This window comes from Streptomyces sp. NPDC088732, from assembly GCF_044751205.1.
Classification (GTDB): Bacteria; Actinomycetota; Actinomycetes; order Streptomycetales; family Streptomycetaceae; genus Actinacidiphila.
Genome location: NZ_JBIVLI010000009.1, coordinates 255,738 through 270,520, shown reverse-complemented (window position 1 = coordinate 270,520; position 14,783 = coordinate 255,738). Strand labels below are relative to the sequence as shown.

The following is a 14,783-nucleotide window of genomic DNA, read 5'->3' as shown; positions in this document are numbered from 1 at the left end:
CGTCGACGCCATGACGTGCTCCGGTCACTCCACCTCCAGCGGGGGCGCCGCCGTGCCCGGGTAACCGGGAGGCGGCTTCAGCCGCTGGCCCGGGGCGCCGCCCATCTCGTACTTCAGCAGTTTTCTCGCCTTCTCCGGATCGGTCTCGCCCTCCCCGTACGACGGGCAGAGCGGGGCGATCGGGCAGGCCCCGCAGGCGGGGCGGCGGGCGTGGCAGATCCGGCGGCCGTGGAAGATCAGCCGATGGGACACCATCGTCCACTCGCTCTTGGGGAAGATCGCCATGACGTCCTGCTCGACCTTCTCCGGGTCCTCGGAGGCGGTCCAGCCGAAGCGGCGGGCGAGCCGCCCGAAATGGGTGTCGACGGTCAGGCCGGGGACGCCGAACGCGTTGCCCAGGACGACGTTGGCGGTCTTGCGGCCGACGCCGGGCAGGGTGACCAGGTCCTCCAGCCGGCCGGGGACCTCGCCGCCGAAGCGGTCGCGCAGCGCGGCCGACAGGCCGAGCAGCGAGCGCGCCTTGGCGCGGAAGAAGCCGGTGGGGCGGATCAGCTGCTCCAGCTCCTCCGGGTCGGCGGCCGCCAGGTCCTCCGGCGTCGGGTACCGGGCGAAGAGCCGGGGCGTGGTCTGGTTGACCCTCAGGTCGGTGGTCTGCGCGGAGAGCACCGTGGCCACCAGGAGCTGGAAGGGGTCCTCGAAGTCCAGCTCGGGGTGGGCGTACGGGTACAGCTCGGCGAGTTCGCGGTTGATGCGGCGGGCCCGGCGCACCATCGCCAGACGGGACTCGGGCTTCCGGGCACCTCGCGCACGGCCGCCGGCGGGCTTCGCGGGAGCCTGTTCGCTCAGGGCTGAATCGGCCTCCGGCGTCACCCGCCCGGCCCCTCCACCCTGCTGTTTCCTGCGCACGCTCGGCGTATCAGACACCCGGCCAGCCTAAGCCTCGGCACCGACAATCGCCCTGGAGTGCCGCGATCCGGCCCCCGAAAGGACCCCCGGGGCGCTCGCCCGCGAACACATAAGACAGACTTGTGATTGATCGCACTGTTTTACTGTCGGGCATGATGGGGACCGACCCAGCGATGTCGACAAGGAGAGAGCACGTGGACGACGTTCTGCGGCGCGCACCGCTTTTCGCGGCGCTCGACGATGAGCAGGCCGCTGAACTGCGCGCCTCGATGGCGGAGGTCACGCTCGCGCGCGGCGACTCGCTGTTCCACGAGGGTGAACCCGGGGACCGGCTGTACGTCGTCACCGAGGGCAAGGTGAAGCTGCACCGCACGTCCCCCGACGGCCGCGAGAACATGCTGGCCGTGGTGGGCCCCGGCGAGCTGATCGGTGAGCTGTCGCTCTTCGACCCCGGCCCGCGCACCGCGACCGCCACCGCACTGACCGAGGTCAAGCTGCTCGGCCTCGGCCACGGCGACCTCCAGCCCTGGCTCAACGCCCGGCCCGAGGTCTCCACCGCCCTGCTGCGGGCCGTCGCGCGCCGCCTGCGGCGCACCAACGACGTGATGTCGGACCTGGTCTTCTCCGATGTGCCCGGCCGCGTGGCCAAGGCGCTGCTGGACCTGTCGCGCCGCTTCGGCGTGCAGTCCGAGGAGGGCATCCACGTCGTCCACGACCTGACGCAGGAGGAGCTGGCCCAGCTGGTCGGCGCCTCGCGCGAGACCGTGAACAAGGCGCTCGCCGACTTCGCGGGCCGCGGCTGGCTGCGCTTGGAGGCCCGCGCGGTCATCCTGCTGGACGTCGAGCGGCTGGCCAAGCGCTCGCGCTGACCCGTTACATCCGTAAGGGGCGCCCACTCTTGTGGGCGCCCCTTACGCGTTCCGTGCCGGGGGAGGGACGGCGTCAGATCAGCCCGTGCTCCAGCAGGTAGTCCAGCTGCGCGCGCACCGACAGCTCGGCCGCCGGCCACAGGGCCCGGTCCACGTCCGCGTAGACGTGCGCGACGACCTCGGACGGGGTGGTGCGCCCCTCCTCCACCGCCGTCTCCACCTGGGCGAGGCGGTGGGCGCGGTGGGCGAGGTAGAACTCGACCGCGCCGCGCGCGTCCGCCAGCACCGGCCCGTGCCCGGGCAGGACGGTCGTGACCCCGCCGTCCACAGCCAGCGCCTGGAGCCGGCGCAGGGAGTCGAGGTAGTCGCCGAGGCGGCCGTCGGGGTGGGCGACGACGGTGGTGCCGCGGCCGAGGACGGTGTCGCCCGTCAGCACCGCCCCGTCGGCCGGGAGATGGAACGACAGGGAGTCCGCGGTGTGCCCGGGGGTGGGGACGACACGCAGTTCCAGGCCGCCGGTGGTGATCACGTCCCCCGCGCCCAGCCCCTCGTCGCCCAGGCGCAGCGCCGGGTCCAGGGCCCGTACGGCGGTACCGGTCAACTCGGCGAAGCGGGCCGCGCCCTCGGCGTGGTCGGGGTGGCCGTGGGTGAGCAGGGTCAGGCCGATCCGCTTGCCGAGCGAATGCGCCGTGGAGACGACGGTGCTCAGGTGCCCCTCGTCCAGCGGGCCCGGGTCGATGACGACGGCGAGGTCGGAGTCGGGCTCGCCGACGATCCAGGTATTGGTGCCGTCCAGGGTCATCGGCGAGGGGTTGGGGGCCAGCACGCACAGCGCCCGCTCGGTGGCGCGGCCGCCGACCGCGCCGCGGGGGTTGCCCGGAGGCAGGGACGAGGTCATTCGCCGGCTCCCATGCGCTTGGTGAACTCCTCGTGGCCGGGCCAGCTCAGCACGATCTCCTCGCCCACGAGTTCGGCCTTCGCCAGGACCGGTGTCAGGTCCCTGCCCTCCCCGGCGGCCGCCAGGGCCGCCTCGGCGGAGTCGTACGGCAGCAGCCCGCGCAGCGTCGCGATCGTCGGCGGCAGCATGACCATCTCGCCGCGGTCGTAACCGGCGACGGCCTCCTGCGGGCGCAGCCACTCCGTGCGGTCGGCCTCCCCCGACACGTCGCGGGTCCGCTGACCGGGCGGCAGCGCGGTGAGGAAGAACCAGGTGTCGTAGCGGCGCTCCTCGAACTCCGGGGTGATCCACCGCGCCCAGGGGCCGAGCAGATCGGAGCGGAGCACCAGCGAGCGGCGGTCCAGGAAGTCCGAGAAGGACAGGTCGTGGGAGACCAGCGCGCGGCGGTCCGCCTCCCAGTCCTCGCCGGTGGTGTCGTCCACGACCGAGCCCCCGTCCGGGCCGGCCAGCAGCACACCGGACTCCTCGAACGTCTCGCGCACCGCGGCGCACACGATCGCCTGCGCCTCGGCCGGTCCCAGGCCCTCGCCCAGGCGCCGCGCCCACTGCTCCGGCGCCGGGCCGGCCCACGCGACCGGGCGCTCGTCGCGCCGGTCGACACCGCCGCCGGGGTAGGCGTACACGCCCGCGGCGAACGCCATGGAGGCGCGCCGGCGCAGCATGTGGACCGCGGGGCCGCGGCCGGTCTCGCGCAGCAGCAGGACGGTGGCCGCCCGGCGGGGCTCGACGGGCTCCAGCGTGCCCTGGGTGAGCGCCCTGATCCGCTCGGGCCAGCTGGGCGGGAACCACTGGCCGTTCGTGGTGGTCATGGGGCGGATGCTATGCGCTGGCGCGGGGATGTTCGACAGTGCGCCCCCGCCGGGGGCCGGGCGTCCAGGGGGCCGGGCCCCCTGGACACGGACCGCGGGAGGTCAGCCCGCGGGCTCCAGCTCGACCTGGATCTCCACCTCGACGGGGGCGTCCAGCGGGAGCACGGCCACGCCGACCGCGCTGCGCGCGTGGACACCGGCGTCGCCGAGGACCTGGCCCAGCAACTCGCTCGCGCCGTTGACGACCCCGGGCTGCCCGGTGAAGTCGGGGGCGGAGGCGACAAAACCGACGACCTTGACGACCCGCTTCACCCGGTCGAGGTCGCCGGCCACGGACTTGACGGCCGCCAGAGCGTTGAGCGCGCAGATGCGCGCGAGGTCCCGGGCCTGCTCGGGGGTGACCTCGGCGCCGACCTTGCCGCAGGTCGTCAGCTTGCCGTCGACCAGCGGGAGCTGGCCCGCCGTGAAGACGTACGACCCGGAGAGCACCGCGGGCACGTACGCCGCCAGGGGCGCCGCCACCTCGGGCAGTGTCAGCCCGAGGTCGACGAGCCGCTGCTCGACGGCGCTCACGCGCCCTTCTCCCGCTTGAGGTACGCCACCAACTGCTCGGGGTTGTTGGGGCCGGGCACGACCTGGACGAGCTCCCAGCCGTCCTCGCCCCAGGTGTCCAGAATCTGCTTCGTCGCGTGTACCAGCAGCGGCACGGTCGCGTATTCCCACTTGGTCATGAGGGGACTGTAATGCCTCGCACAGCCGAGCCCCCGAGTAGCCCCGCCCTCCACTGGTTAGGCTCGAAGACGTGAGGCTCCACATCGTGACGGGCAAGGGCGGGACGGGAAAGACGACCGTCGCCGCCGCGCTGGCGCTGGCACTGGCCGCCGAGGGACGGCGCACCCTGCTGGCCGAGGTGGAGGGGCGCCAGGGCATCGCGCAGCTCTTCGAGACCGAGGCGCTGCCGTACGAGGAGCGGAAGATCGCCGTCGCCCCGGGCGGCGGCGAGGTGCACGCGCTGGCCATCGACGCCGAACAGGCGCTCCTGGACTACCTCGACATGTTCTACAAGCTCGGCCGCGCCGGCCGGGCGCTGAAGAAGCTCGGCGCCATCGACTTCGCGACCACCGTCGCCCCGGGCGTACGGGACGTGCTGCTCACCGGCAAGGTGTGCGAGGCCGTGCGCCGCAAGGACCGCGCGGGCTGGCGGACGTACGACGCGGTTGTCCTCGACGCGCCGCCGACCGGCCGGATCACCCGCTTCCTGAACGTCAACGACGAGGTCGCGGGGCTGGCCCGGTTCGGTCCGATACACAATCAGGCGCAGTCCGTGATGCGGGTGCTGAAGTCCCCCGACACCGCGGTGCACCTGGTCACCCTGCTGGAGGAGATGCCGGTGCAGGAGACCCTGGACGGTGTGGCGGAGCTGCACGCGGCCGGTCTGCCCACCGGTGCCGTCATCATCAACATGGTCCGCCCGGTGCTGATGGACGGCGACGCCGTGGCCGCGGCGAGCAGCGAGCGGCGCACCGCCCTCGCCAAGGCGCTCTCCCAGGCCGGCCTGGGCGGCGCCCGCCGCGGCGGGCTGGCGGAGCGGCTGATCGACCCCCTGCTGGCGCAGGCGCACGAGCACGCCGAGCGGGTCGCGCTGGAGCGAGCCCAGCGCGCGGAGCTCGCCGGGCTCGGCCTGCCGTCGTACGAGCTGGGTCAGCTGGCCGACGGCGTCGATCTCGGCGGGTTGTACAGATTGGCCGAAAATCTGCGGAAACAGGGGCTGGGGGTCGCATGAGTCTGGACAGTCCGGTATTGGACATCGACGCGCTGCTGGACGATCCGGCGACCCGGATCGTCGTGTGCTGCGGCTCCGGCGGGGTCGGCAAGACCACCACGGCCGCCGCCCTGGGCGTGCGCGCCGCCGAGCGGGGCCGCAGGGCGGTCGTGCTGACCATCGACCCGGCACGCCGGCTGGCCCAGTCGATGGGGCTCACGGAGCTGGACAACACCCCCCGCAGGGTCGCCGGCATCGACGAGTCCGCGGGCGGTGAACTGCACGCGATGATGCTGGACATGAAGCGGACGTTCGACGAGGTCGTGGTGCAGCACAGCGACCCCGACCGGGCCCGCGCGATCATCGACAACCCCTTCTACCAGTCGCTCTCCGCGGGCTTCGCCGGCACGCAGGAGTACATGGCGATGGAGAAGCTGGGCCAGCTGCGGGCGCTGGACGCCTGGGACCTGATCGTGGTCGACACGCCCCCGAGCCGCTCCGCGCTGGACTTCCTGGACGCCCCCAAGCGGCTGGGGTCCTTCCTGGACGGCCGCTTCATCCGGCTGCTCATGGCCCCGGCGAAGGTCGGCGGGCGGGCCGGGGTGAAGTTCCTGAACGTCGGGATGTCGATGATGACCGGGGTGCTCAGCAAGGTCATGGGTGCCCACTTGCTCAAGGACGTGCAGACCTTCGTGGCGGCGATGGACTCGATGTTCGGCGGCTTCCGCTCCCGGGCGGACGCCACGTACAAGCTGCTCCAGGCCCGCGGCACCGCGTTCCTGGTGGTCGCGGCGCCGGAGCGGGACGCGCTGCGCGAGGCGGCGTACTTCGTGGAACGGCTCGCCGCGGAGGACATGCCGCTGGCCGGGCTGGTGCTGAACCGGGTGCACAGCAGCGGTGCGGCGCAGCTCACGGCCGAACGGGCGCTGGCCGCGGCGGAGGCGCTGGCCGAGGACACAGCTGACACTGCCGACCCCGCCGACAGCGACTCCATGACCGCCGAGTGGGATTCCGATTTCCCCGACGGAAAGAATCCATCAACTCCCCAGCTGACCAGGGAGTTTGACGAATCAACAGAAAATCTTCAAAACCGCGGCATTGTGGATCAGCCCGGCGGGAAGGCTGGACTCCGTACGGCCGACGGCACCGAAGGGACCCTCAGCACGGACCACAGCACTTCCGACCCCACCGATCCGGACGCGGATCCGTGGAGCGCCGACCGCCTCGCCGCCGGACTGCTGCGCCTGCACGCCGAGCGGATGCAGCTGGTCGCGCGTGAACGACGCACCCGCGACCGCTTCGTCTCCGTACACCCCGAAGTGCCCATGGTCGACGTCGCCGCCCTGCCGGGCGACGTGCACGACCTGGAGGGCCTGCGCGAGATCGGCGAACGCCTCGCGCAGGGTCAGCCGACGGCCGCGTAGTCGTCGTACTCACCGTCGTAGTCGTCGTCGCCCAGGTGCACGCCGGTGCTCTGCTCGTACTCCGTGCGCGCGGTCTCCAGCAGCCTGCGCCACGAGGTGACCGTGGGGCGCCGGCGCAGCAGTGCCCTGCGCTCGCGCTCGGTCATCCCGCCCCAGACACCGAACTCCACCCGGTTGTCCAAGGCGTCGGCCAGGCACTCCGTGCGTACCGGGCACCCCGTGCACACCGCCTTGGCCCTGTTCTGGGCCGCTCCCTGGACGAAAAGCTCGTCCGGATCCGTCGTGCGGCACGCGGCCTGCGTACTCCAGTCCGTAACCCAGCTGCTCATGCTGGCGCCGTCCTCTCCCGAATCGAGGCTCCCCCACGGCGGCAAGCGGCATATTCACCGTTGCCAGTTGAGGACGTTACGGAAGGTGGGCACGACGCAACAGCCCTTTCAGGCCCAATCTTGAATGGCCCGAACGGACTATGGGTCAGCGGTAGATCACCCTGGGGAGTGAGCGGGTGGCAAAACGGACTAACCGCGCATAAGCGGTCAAGCCACTCCCTTGGCGCCCCGAGCTTCACGCCATATGGCTGGCATATGACAGGAATTCGGGCAGTTCTCATCACCCACAAGAGTGAGGTCGGAAGACAGACGCGTGCGCGTCTTTGGCGCCTGTCTGTTACAGACTAGGCGAACAAGCATGCCCACGTCCTAGGAATCGCAACGTAAGCTGCACCTCATGGGTCACAAGCGATCAGGCGGCACGCGCGGCGGTGGCATCAGCACCGCGCAGCAGGCCGCCAAGTTCCTGGGTGTCAGTGTCCTGTCCGGCGTCGTGCTGGCCGGCATCGCGCTGCCCGCGGCGGGAGCGCTCGGGCTGAGCGCCAAGGGGACCGCGGCCGGCTTCGACTCGCTGCCCGGCGAACTCAAGCGTCCGCCGCTCTCCCAGAGCACCCAGATCCTGGACTCCAAGGGCGGTCTGATCGCGACCGTCTACTCGCGCGACCGCAAGGTCGTCCCCATCAGCGCGATCAACAAGACGATGCAGCAGGCCATCGTCGCCATCGAGGACGCCCGCTTCTACGAGCACGGCGCCATCGACGTCAAGGGCATCCTGCGCGCCCTGAACAAGAACGCCCAGGACGGCGGCGTCTCCGAGGGTGCCTCCACGCTGACCCAGCAGTACGTGAAGAACGTCTTCATCGAGGAGGCCGGCGACGACCCGACCAAGGTCGCCCAGGCCACCCAGCAGACCGTGGGCCGCAAGATCAAGGAGATGAAGTACGCCATCCAGCTCGAGGAGGAGCTGGGCAAGGAGAAGATCCTTGAGAAGTACCTCAACATCACCTTCTTCGGCGAGCAGGCCTACGGAGTCGAGTCCGCCGCGCGGCGCTACTTCAGCAAGCCCGCCAAGAACCTGACGCTGACCGAGTCCGCGCTGCTGGCGGGCATCGTCCAGTCGCCCAGCCGCTTCGACCCCGTCAACGACCCGCAGGAAGCCACCCAGCGCCGCAACATCGTGCTGCAGCGCATGGCCGACCTGAAGGACATCACGCAGACGCAGGCCGACGCGGCCAAGAAGAAGCCGCTGGGCCTCAAGGTCAGCCAGCCCAAGAACGGCTGCATCACGGCCGTCAGCGGCGCCGGCTTCTTCTGCGACTACGTGCGCGACGTCTTCCTCACCGACCCGACCTTCGGCAAGACCAAGACCGACCGCGCCAAGCGCTGGAACCAGGGCGGCCTCATCGTCCGCACCACCTTGGACCCGAAGGCCCAGCAGTCCGTCCAGGCGTCGATAAGCGATCACGTCTACCAGAGCGACGACGTCGCCACCGCGGTGACGCTGATCAAGCCCGGCACGGGCAAGATCGTCGCGATGGGGCAGTCGCGCCCGTACGGCTTCAAGAAGAACCAGACGCAGATCAACCTCTCCGTCGGCCAGTCCATGGGCGGCGGCGCCGGCTACCAGCCGGGCTCCACCTTCAAGGCCATCACCGCGGCCGCCGCGATCGAGCAGGGCACCGACCCGGCGCAGGTGTACCCGGCGCCGTACAAGATGGACTACCCGAGCCCGGTCACGACCTGCCGCGGCAACTGGCTGAACTCCCGGACGAACCCCGCCACGGTCGAGAACGAGAACGAGTCCGAGAAGGGCCCGTACTCGATGAAGGAAGCCACCGCCAAGTCGGTCAACACCTACTTCGTGCAGCTGATCAGCGACATCGGCGTGTGCCCGGTCACCGACATGGCCAAGGCCATGGGGATACAGCGCGCCAACGGCAAGGCCCTCGACCAGGTGCCCTCCATCACCCTGGGCACCCAGGAGGTCTCGCCGCTGACCATGGCGAACGCCTACGCGACCTTCGCCAACAAGGGCGTCTACTGCTCGCCGGTCGCCATCGAGTCGATCACCGACGCGGCCGGCAAGAAGCTGCCCGTGCCGAAGAGCGAGTGCAAGCGGGCCATGTCCGAGCAGACGGCCGCGACCCTCAACACCCTCCTCAAGGGCGTGGTCGAGGACGGCACCGGCCAGCAGGCGGGTCTGACCGACCGCGACAGCGCGGGCAAGACCGGTACGACCGACTTCCGCTACGCGGCCTGGTTCGTCGGCTACACCTCGGACCTGGCCGGCGCGGTGTGGGTCGGTGACCCGGCCCACAAGCGGCAGATGACCAACATCACCATCGGCGGCGTCTACCACGCCAAGGTCTTCGGCGCCGACACCCCGGGCCCGATCTGGAAGGACGCCATGGCCGGCGCCCTGTCCGGGACCACCTCCGACAGCCTGCCGACGGTCGCGATCCGCGAGCCGGAGAAGCCCCAGGACCACGGCGACGAGGGCGACGGCCACGGCCACGGCCCCGGCGACATCCGCGGCGGCGACAACGGCGGCGACCAGGGCGGCAACGGGAACGGAGGCGACGGAGGCTTCTTCGGCGGTCTCCTCGGCGGCAACGGCGGCGGCAACGGGAACGGGGCCGGCGGGGCCGGCCCGAACGACGGCGGTGCGGGCGGCGGCAGCGACGTCGGCACCACGGACGGCGGGGGCGTCACCCCCGGCAACGGCTGACACAGCCGGCCGCACCCGGCCACGCAGACGAAGGGGCGCCCCGGACCGCATCGGTCCGGGGCGCCCCTTCGTCGTCCTCTGCGTTCTCCTGGAGCGGGGACCCGCTCCCCCGCCCTCAGCCGCCCGCGAGCTGCCGCTTCACCTCGGCGGCGACCCGGCCGCCCTCGGCGAGGCCGGACACCTTCGGGTTCACGATCTTCATGACCGCGCCCATGGCCCGGGGCCCCTCGGCGCCCGACTCCTTGATCGCCGCGGAGACGATCCCGGCCAGCTCGGTGTCGTCCAGCTGCTTGGGCAGGTAGCGGGCGAGCACCTCGCCCTCCGCGAGCTCCCGCTCCGCGGACTCCTTGCGGCCGCCCTGCTCGAAGGCCTCGGCGGCCTCCCGGCGCTTCTTGGCCTCGCGGCCGATCACCTGGAGCACCTCGTCGTCGGAGAGCTCGCGCGCCTCCTTGCCCGCGACCTCCTCCTTGGTGATCGCGGTCAGGGTGAGGCGCAGGGTGGACGTGACGAGCTCGTCCCGTCCCTTCATGGCAGCCGTGAGGTCGTCGTGCAGACGCTGCTTGAGCGTGGTGGTCATGGCGTCGAGTCTGCCAGGTCCCTGCCGGGAGGGCCGGAGATTTATCGCTGACGAGCCGTCTGCCACCATGGGTGCATGCGCGCGCTATACGCAGTACCCCTGGGCATCACAGCCGTCGGCGCGGCCTGCGTGGCCTACGCGGCCGGCATCGAGGCACGCTCCTTCCGCCTGCGCAGGGTGCAGGTGCCCGTACTGCCGCCCGGCATGCGGCCCGTCCGCGTCCTGCAACTGTCGGACATCCACATGGTCAGCGGACAGAACAAGAAGCGCCGCTGGCTGCAGTCCCTCGCCGGACTGCGGCCCGACTTCGTCGTCAACACCGGAGACAACCTCTCCGACCCCAACGGCGTCCCCGAGCTCCTCGACGCCCTGGGCCCGCTGCTGGACCTGCCCGGCGTGTACGTCTTCGGCTCCAACGACTACTACGCCCCCAAGCTGCGCAACCCCGCCCGCTACCTGCTGGAGCGGTCCCGCGGGGTCCACGGCCTCAACGGCAAGAACGACCCGGCGATCGGCGTCACCCGCAACCCGTGGGAGGACGTCCGCGACGCCTTCGACATGGCCGGCTGGGTCGGGGTCAACAACGCCCGCGGCCGCCTCAAGCTCGACGACGGCATCGAGATCGCCTTCACCGGCCTGGACGACCCCCACATCCGGCGCGACCGCTACACCGAGGTCGCCGGCGGCCCCGACAGCGGCGCCGACCTCTCCCTCGCCGTCGTCCACGCCCCCTACCTGCGGGTCCTCGACGCCTTCACCGCCGACCGCTACCCGCTGATCCTCGCCGGCCACACCCACGGCGGCCAGCTCTGCATCCCCTTCTACGGGGCCCTGGTCACCAACTGCGACATCGACCCGGACCGCGTGAAGGGCCTGTCCGCCCACGAGGCCGGCGGACACCGCTCCCACCTGCACGTCTCCGCGGGCTGCGGCACCAACCGCTACACCCCGGTCCGTTTCGCCTGCCCCCCGGAGGCCACCCTCCTCACCCTCGTCCCGGCCGGCTGAGCCACCCCGGAAAACCGGATTTCGTCTCCAGCGGCCGGTCCGCTAGAGTAATCCTCGTCGCGCCGGGCCGAAGGGTCACGACGCGACACCGGGGTGTGGCGCAGCTTGGTAGCGCGCTTCGTTCGGGACGAAGAGGCCGTGGGTTCAAATCCCGCCACCCCGACTTCGTGAGTTCAGGGCTCCTGGGAAATTCTCCCAGGAGCCCTGAGTCGTTGTGCGGCAAGCCGGGGGAGAGCTGCATGGGACTGGACGCCGCGCGCCTGGCGCGTATCGCCGCGACGACCGAGCACGTCCGTCCGTTCTGGGAGACCAGCCGCGATCCGCATCTGCTGCAAGAACGCCTGATGGAGCTGGACTGCCACGGAGTCGACGCCGTGCTCGTGACCAAGGAGCTCATGCGGTGTGACCTCGGCGACGCGCAACGGGCCTTCTTCAGTGCCCCGTGCAGGGACGCAGAACGGCGATTCCACAACGCAGCCATGGCCGCCCTTGCCCGGACGGCTGACTCCGTCGAGTACGAGGGCCCTGGTGCCGCCCCCGCGGCTGCCCCGCCCATGGCCTGACGATGCTGCGGCTCCGGATCGCGGGGCCTTCGGCGGTCCGTGATCGCATCCTGCCCGAACTACCGCGACGGCGGCCGACCGACGGCCCGCCTCACTTCGTCGTGCTCGCGCCGTCCGTACGATCGCGGTGCCGCCGCAGGAGTTCCCAACCGAGGCCGCCGAGTGCCGCGATCGTCGCGGCGACGCCGAGCCAGAGCTGCCCGGTGACATTCGCGGCGAACGCCAGCGTCGCAACGAGCAGGCCCAGCATTGAGGCGGCGGCTTGGCGCCACCGTCGCTTGACGCATTGGGCGACGATCACGCACGTCCCCAGCGCCAGGAAGAAGACCATCCCTGCGATCACCGCGTCAGCATAGGACCGGGGGCCGAAGTCCCGTACGCGAACGGTCGAGTCGGCGGGGGCGAACCTTCGCGTCCAGCCGTCTCGGAGGGCCGGGGCGGCTCGCGCCCACTCGCACCCGCGTGGGCGAGACCATCCAAACGGGCTCCGGACAAGGAGAGTTGGGCGATCCACGGGCCGGCGATCTGGATTGGCCCTGCGAAGGCGCGTTGATCCGTGCCAGCATGATCGGACCGGTGCCGGGGGGCGGCACCGGCAAAACGGGGGATTCACTGTGACACGTGGCATACGGCGATGCGTGCTGCTCGGGTGCGCCTGGGCGGTCCTGGCACTGAGCGGCTGTACGGAGGAGAAGCGGCCCGCGGTTGCGGAGCCGGTGGTGCGCGGTTCGGCGTCCGCGGAGCCCACGCACAGGGCCTGGGAGGATCCCGCGAAGTCGCTGTCCGACACCAAGGTGTGGGCGTCGAGCGGCCGGCGCACGGACGGGTGGCAGGCCCGCCTGCCCAAGGCCCGTGGGGGAACGGTCTGGGTCGCCACGCAGTGCCAGGGCACCGGCACGCTCACGGTGGACGCAGGCCAGTACGGCACCGTCACGGAGCACTGCTCCGAGGAACCCGACGGGAGTGTCAACGCCTCCGAGTTGATCACCACGACCGCGGGCCGGGTCCGGGTGACCGCCGGCCCCGGGGTGACCTGGGCGGTCGCGGTCGGCTGGAGCACCTCACGGATTCAGCCCGAAAATTGATCCGGGAACGGTGTCGATTCTGCGCGCTGCCGTTCGACGTACGGACGACGGGCTGGTCAGCGTGTCCGGATGCGACCGGATCCCGGCCCGACACACCTAGGGAGCGGTTATGCGTTTTCTGATGATGCACCGGCTGGACGAGAGCGCCCCGGAGGCCTGGAACCCCAGCCAGGAGTTCATGGAGAAGATGGGCGCGTTCATCCAGGACTGGTCCGAGAAGGGCATCCTGATCACGGCGGAGGGCGTCCATCCGTCCGAGCGGGGTGCGTTGGTGCGCAAGCCCCGGGGCGGGGCGACGCATGTGACCGACGGTCCCTTCACCGAGGCCAAGGAGGTCATCGGCGGCTTCGGGCTGATCAACGCCAAGGACCGGGCGGAGGCCGTGGCGCTCGCCCGGCAGTACGCCGAGCTGTTCGACGAGGTGGAGGTCGAGGTGCGGCAGGTCGTGGAGTTCGACGACCTGGAGCCCCCGGCCTGATCCGGCCGCCGGGCCCGGCGGGCTCGGCGGGGCGGGCCGGATCCGGCCCGCCCCGCCGCCGTCATACCGGTTCGGCCTCCGGGGTGCGGGTGGCGGCCGCCGCCCGGGGCCGCAGGACGCCGGCCGCGCACGCCGCGGTGACGCAGAAGGCGACCGGCAGGAAGAGCGTCACGTTGAGCGGTACGAGGTGGGTCAGCGGGCCGATGACGGCGGGACCGGCGAGCATGCCGAGGTAGCCGAGGCCGGCGACGCGGGAGACGTTGGTGGCGGCGGCCTCCTGGTCGGCGTGGCCCGCGGCGCTGAAGAGCTGGGGGACGCAGCCGGACAGCCCGGCACCGAACACCGTCCAGCCGAGCAGTGCGAGGGGGATCGACGGGGAGAGTGCCGCCGTGGTGAGGCCGAGTGCGGCCGCGGCGGCGCCGTACCGGAGGACGGCGGCCGGGCCGAAGCGGGCGGCGACGCGGTCGGTGAGGAAGCGGCCGGCGGTCATGGCGGTGGCGAAGGCACCGTAGGCCAGGGCGGCGGTGGAGGCGGGCGCGTCGAGCACGTCGCGCAGGTGGAGCACGCTCCAGTCGTTGGCGACGCCCTCGCTGAGCATGACCATGAACGCGAGTGCGGCCAGCACCCAGATGCGCTGCGGCGTCCCGCGCCGGGTGGGGGCGGCGGGCGCGCCGTCCCGGGGTGCGGGGGACGGGGCCGTGTCGGGTCGCAGCAGGGCGGGGGCGGTCGCGGCGGCGACGACCAGGCCGGCGACGGCGACCGTCCCGAGGGTGGCGGCCGGGCTCCAGCCCCGGTCGAGCGCGCGGGCGCCGGCGAGGGAGGCCAGTACGCCGCCGACGGAGAAGGCGGCGTGGAAGGCGGACATCACGGGCCGCGCGTAGCCGCGTTCGACCTGGACGGCGTGGGCGTTCATGGAGACGTCCAGGCAGCCGTTCCCGATGCCGAGCACGAGCAGGGCCCCGCCCAGGGTCCAGGCGTCCGTGGCGAGCCCGGGCAGCAGGAGGGCCGCGCTGCACAGGGCGGCGCCGAGCGGGACGACGGTGCGGGCCCCGAAGCGGTCGGTGAGCGGGCCGGCGACCTGCATGCCGGCGAAGGCGCCCGCGCCGAGCAGGAGCAGCAGCCAGCCGAGCACGGCGTGCCCGATGCCCGCGCGCTGCTCGATGCCGGGGATGTGGACGATCCACATCCCCAGCAGGAAGCCGTTCAGGGTGAAGTAGACGAAGGTGGCCAGCCGTCCGGCCCGCAGGGATCTCTCCATGCTTCGAACATAACGAACAATCCTGATGT

General features: G+C 71.7%; 17 protein-coding genes and 1 tRNA gene. 9 read left to right on the top strand and 9 right to left on the bottom strand.

Features of this window, described 5'->3' with window-relative positions; all coding sequences use genetic code 11:
• Positions 1-24: 24 nt before the first annotated feature.
• Positions 25-846 (bottom strand): endonuclease III, encoded by an 822-nt coding sequence (gene nth / locus ACIP9H_RS17865; protein WP_401591810.1) that lies wholly within the window; start codon positions 844-846, stop codon positions 25-27.
• Positions 847-1,100: 254 nt separating this feature from the next.
• On the opposite strand from nth, the gene ACIP9H_RS17860 reads away from it, so the two are divergent.
• The gene (locus ACIP9H_RS17860; RefSeq protein ID WP_319665417.1) at positions 1,101-1,775 is read left to right on the top strand and encodes a Crp/Fnr family transcriptional regulator; all 675 of its coding nucleotides are present in this window, start codon (positions 1,101-1,103) and stop codon (positions 1,773-1,775) included.
• A gap of 73 nt (positions 1,776-1,848) precedes the next feature.
• On the opposite strand, the gene ACIP9H_RS17855 is transcribed toward ACIP9H_RS17860, so the two are convergent.
• From ACIP9H_RS17855 to ACIP9H_RS17840, 4 genes are all read right to left on the bottom strand, one after another.
• A complete protein-coding gene (locus tag ACIP9H_RS17855) occupies positions 1,849-2,673 on the bottom strand; it encodes an MBL fold metallo-hydrolase (protein ID WP_360913195.1) in 825 nt (274 codons plus the stop codon).
• Positions 2,670-3,542, bottom strand: a complete 873-nt coding sequence (locus tag ACIP9H_RS17850; RefSeq protein ID WP_401591596.1) for an NUDIX hydrolase — start codon at positions 3,540-3,542, stop codon at positions 2,670-2,672. Before ACIP9H_RS17850 ends, ACIP9H_RS17855 begins: the two co-directional genes overlap by 4 nt.
• Before the next feature lie 102 nt (positions 3,543-3,644).
• Positions 3,645-4,115 (bottom strand): RidA family protein, encoded by a 471-nt coding sequence (locus ACIP9H_RS17845; protein WP_360913191.1) that lies wholly within the window; start codon positions 4,113-4,115, stop codon positions 3,645-3,647.
• Positions 4,112-4,273 (bottom strand): DUF4177 domain-containing protein, encoded by a 162-nt coding sequence (locus ACIP9H_RS17840; protein ID WP_106965770.1) that lies wholly within the window; start codon positions 4,271-4,273, stop codon positions 4,112-4,114. The genes ACIP9H_RS17845 and ACIP9H_RS17840 overlap by 4 nt, the downstream gene beginning before the upstream one ends.
• A gap of 71 nt (positions 4,274-4,344) precedes the next feature.
• Between ACIP9H_RS17840 and ACIP9H_RS17835 the strand changes: the two genes are divergently transcribed.
• Together ACIP9H_RS17835 and ACIP9H_RS17830 are read left to right on the top strand one after the other, a co-directional pair.
• The gene (locus tag ACIP9H_RS17835) at positions 4,345-5,325 is read left to right on the top strand and encodes an ArsA-related P-loop ATPase (protein WP_401591598.1); all 981 of its coding nucleotides are present in this window, start codon (positions 4,345-4,347) and stop codon (positions 5,323-5,325) included.
• Positions 5,322-6,728: an ArsA family ATPase gene (locus ACIP9H_RS17830; RefSeq protein WP_401591600.1), complete on the top strand. Its 1,407-nt coding sequence runs from the start codon at positions 5,322-5,324 to the stop codon at positions 6,726-6,728. Before ACIP9H_RS17835 ends, ACIP9H_RS17830 begins: the two co-directional genes overlap by 4 nt.
• Here ACIP9H_RS17830 and ACIP9H_RS17825 read toward each other — a convergent pair.
• Positions 6,710-7,057 carry a WhiB family transcriptional regulator gene (locus ACIP9H_RS17825; protein ID WP_319665424.1) on the bottom strand — a complete coding sequence of 116 codons (348 nt, stop codon included), beginning with the start codon at positions 7,055-7,057 and terminating at the stop codon, positions 6,710-6,712. The genes ACIP9H_RS17830 and ACIP9H_RS17825 overlap by 19 nt on opposite strands.
• Before the next feature lie 397 nt (positions 7,058-7,454).
• Here ACIP9H_RS17825 and ACIP9H_RS17820 point away from each other — a divergent pair, with 397 nt between their 5' ends.
• Complete coding sequence (locus tag ACIP9H_RS17820; protein WP_401591602.1) at positions 7,455-9,785, top strand: transglycosylase domain-containing protein; 2,331 nt, start codon at positions 7,455-7,457, stop codon at positions 9,783-9,785.
• 115 nt (positions 9,786-9,900) lie between these two features.
• Here ACIP9H_RS17820 and ACIP9H_RS17815 read toward each other — a convergent pair whose 3' ends face one another.
• The gene (locus ACIP9H_RS17815) at positions 9,901-10,362 is read right to left on the bottom strand and encodes a GatB/YqeY domain-containing protein (protein WP_401591604.1); all 462 of its coding nucleotides are present in this window, start codon (positions 10,360-10,362) and stop codon (positions 9,901-9,903) included.
• Positions 10,363-10,437: 75 nt separating this feature from the next.
• Between ACIP9H_RS17815 and ACIP9H_RS17810 the strand changes: the two genes are divergently transcribed.
• The 3 genes from ACIP9H_RS17810 (at position 10,438) to ACIP9H_RS17800 (ending at position 11,933) form a co-directional block, all read left to right on the top strand.
• Positions 10,438-11,370 (top strand): metallophosphoesterase, encoded by a 933-nt coding sequence (locus tag ACIP9H_RS17810; protein ID WP_401591606.1) that lies wholly within the window; start codon positions 10,438-10,440, stop codon positions 11,368-11,370.
• Positions 11,371-11,459: 89 nt separating this feature from the next.
• Positions 11,460-11,533: transfer RNA gene (locus ACIP9H_RS17805), tRNA-Pro, on the top strand.
• Positions 11,534-11,609: 76 nt separating this feature from the next.
• Positions 11,610-11,933, top strand: a complete 324-nt coding sequence (locus ACIP9H_RS17800; protein WP_401591608.1) for a hypothetical protein — start codon at positions 11,610-11,612, stop codon at positions 11,931-11,933.
• A gap of 91 nt (positions 11,934-12,024) precedes the next feature.
• Here ACIP9H_RS17800 and ACIP9H_RS17795 read toward each other — a convergent pair whose 3' ends face one another.
• Entirely contained in the window at positions 12,025-12,276 is a 252-nt protein-coding gene (locus tag ACIP9H_RS17795; RefSeq protein ID WP_401959710.1) for a hypothetical protein, read from the bottom strand.
• Positions 12,277-12,547: 271 nt separating this feature from the next.
• Between ACIP9H_RS17795 and ACIP9H_RS17790 the strand changes: the two genes are divergently transcribed.
• Positions 12,548-13,018, top strand: a complete 471-nt coding sequence (locus tag ACIP9H_RS17790) for a hypothetical protein (protein ID WP_401959708.1) — start codon at positions 12,548-12,550, stop codon at positions 13,016-13,018.
• A gap of 109 nt (positions 13,019-13,127) precedes the next feature.
• Positions 13,128-13,496 (top strand): YciI family protein, encoded by a 369-nt coding sequence (locus tag ACIP9H_RS17785; protein WP_401591614.1) that lies wholly within the window; start codon positions 13,128-13,130, stop codon positions 13,494-13,496.
• A gap of 61 nt (positions 13,497-13,557) precedes the next feature.
• Here the strand turns inward: ACIP9H_RS17785 and ACIP9H_RS17780 are convergent, their stop codons facing one another.
• Positions 13,558-14,754 carry an MFS transporter gene (locus ACIP9H_RS17780; RefSeq protein ID WP_401959706.1) on the bottom strand — a complete coding sequence of 399 codons (1,197 nt, stop codon included), beginning with the start codon at positions 14,752-14,754 and terminating at the stop codon, positions 13,558-13,560.
• Positions 14,755-14,783: the final 29 nt, after the last annotated feature.

What these genes read in the sequence shown, in the direction of transcription:
- ACIP9H_RS17855 (WP_360913195.1), bottom strand. Translation starts at nt 2,673, where the DNA reads ATGACCTCGTCCCTGCCTCCGGGCAACCCCCGCGGCGCGGTCGGCGGC.
- ACIP9H_RS17850 (WP_401591596.1), bottom strand. Translation starts at nt 3,542, where the DNA reads ATGACCACCACGAACGGCCAGTGGTTCCCGCCCAGCTGGCCCGAGCGG.
- ACIP9H_RS17840 (WP_106965770.1), bottom strand. Translation starts at nt 4,273, where the DNA reads ATGACCAAGTGGGAATACGCGACCGTGCCGCTGCTGGTACACGCGACG.
- ACIP9H_RS17830 (WP_401591600.1), top strand. Translation starts at nt 5,322, where the DNA reads ATGAGTCTGGACAGTCCGGTATTGGACATCGACGCGCTGCTGGACGAT.
- ACIP9H_RS17825 (WP_319665424.1), bottom strand. Translation starts at nt 7,057, where the DNA reads ATGAGCAGCTGGGTTACGGACTGGAGTACGCAGGCCGCGTGCCGCACG.
- ACIP9H_RS17820 (WP_401591602.1), top strand. Translation starts at nt 7,455, where the DNA reads ATGGGTCACAAGCGATCAGGCGGCACGCGCGGCGGTGGCATCAGCACC.
- ACIP9H_RS17815 (WP_401591604.1), bottom strand. Translation starts at nt 10,362, where the DNA reads ATGACCACCACGCTCAAGCAGCGTCTGCACGACGACCTCACGGCTGCC.
- ACIP9H_RS17810 (WP_401591606.1), top strand. Translation starts at nt 10,438, where the DNA reads ATGCGCGCGCTATACGCAGTACCCCTGGGCATCACAGCCGTCGGCGCG.
- ACIP9H_RS17800 (WP_401591608.1), top strand. Translation starts at nt 11,610, where the DNA reads ATGGGACTGGACGCCGCGCGCCTGGCGCGTATCGCCGCGACGACCGAG.
- ACIP9H_RS17785 (WP_401591614.1), top strand. Translation starts at nt 13,128, where the DNA reads ATGCGTTTTCTGATGATGCACCGGCTGGACGAGAGCGCCCCGGAGGCC.
- ACIP9H_RS17780 (WP_401959706.1), bottom strand. Translation starts at nt 14,754, where the DNA reads ATGGAGAGATCCCTGCGGGCCGGACGGCTGGCCACCTTCGTCTACTTC.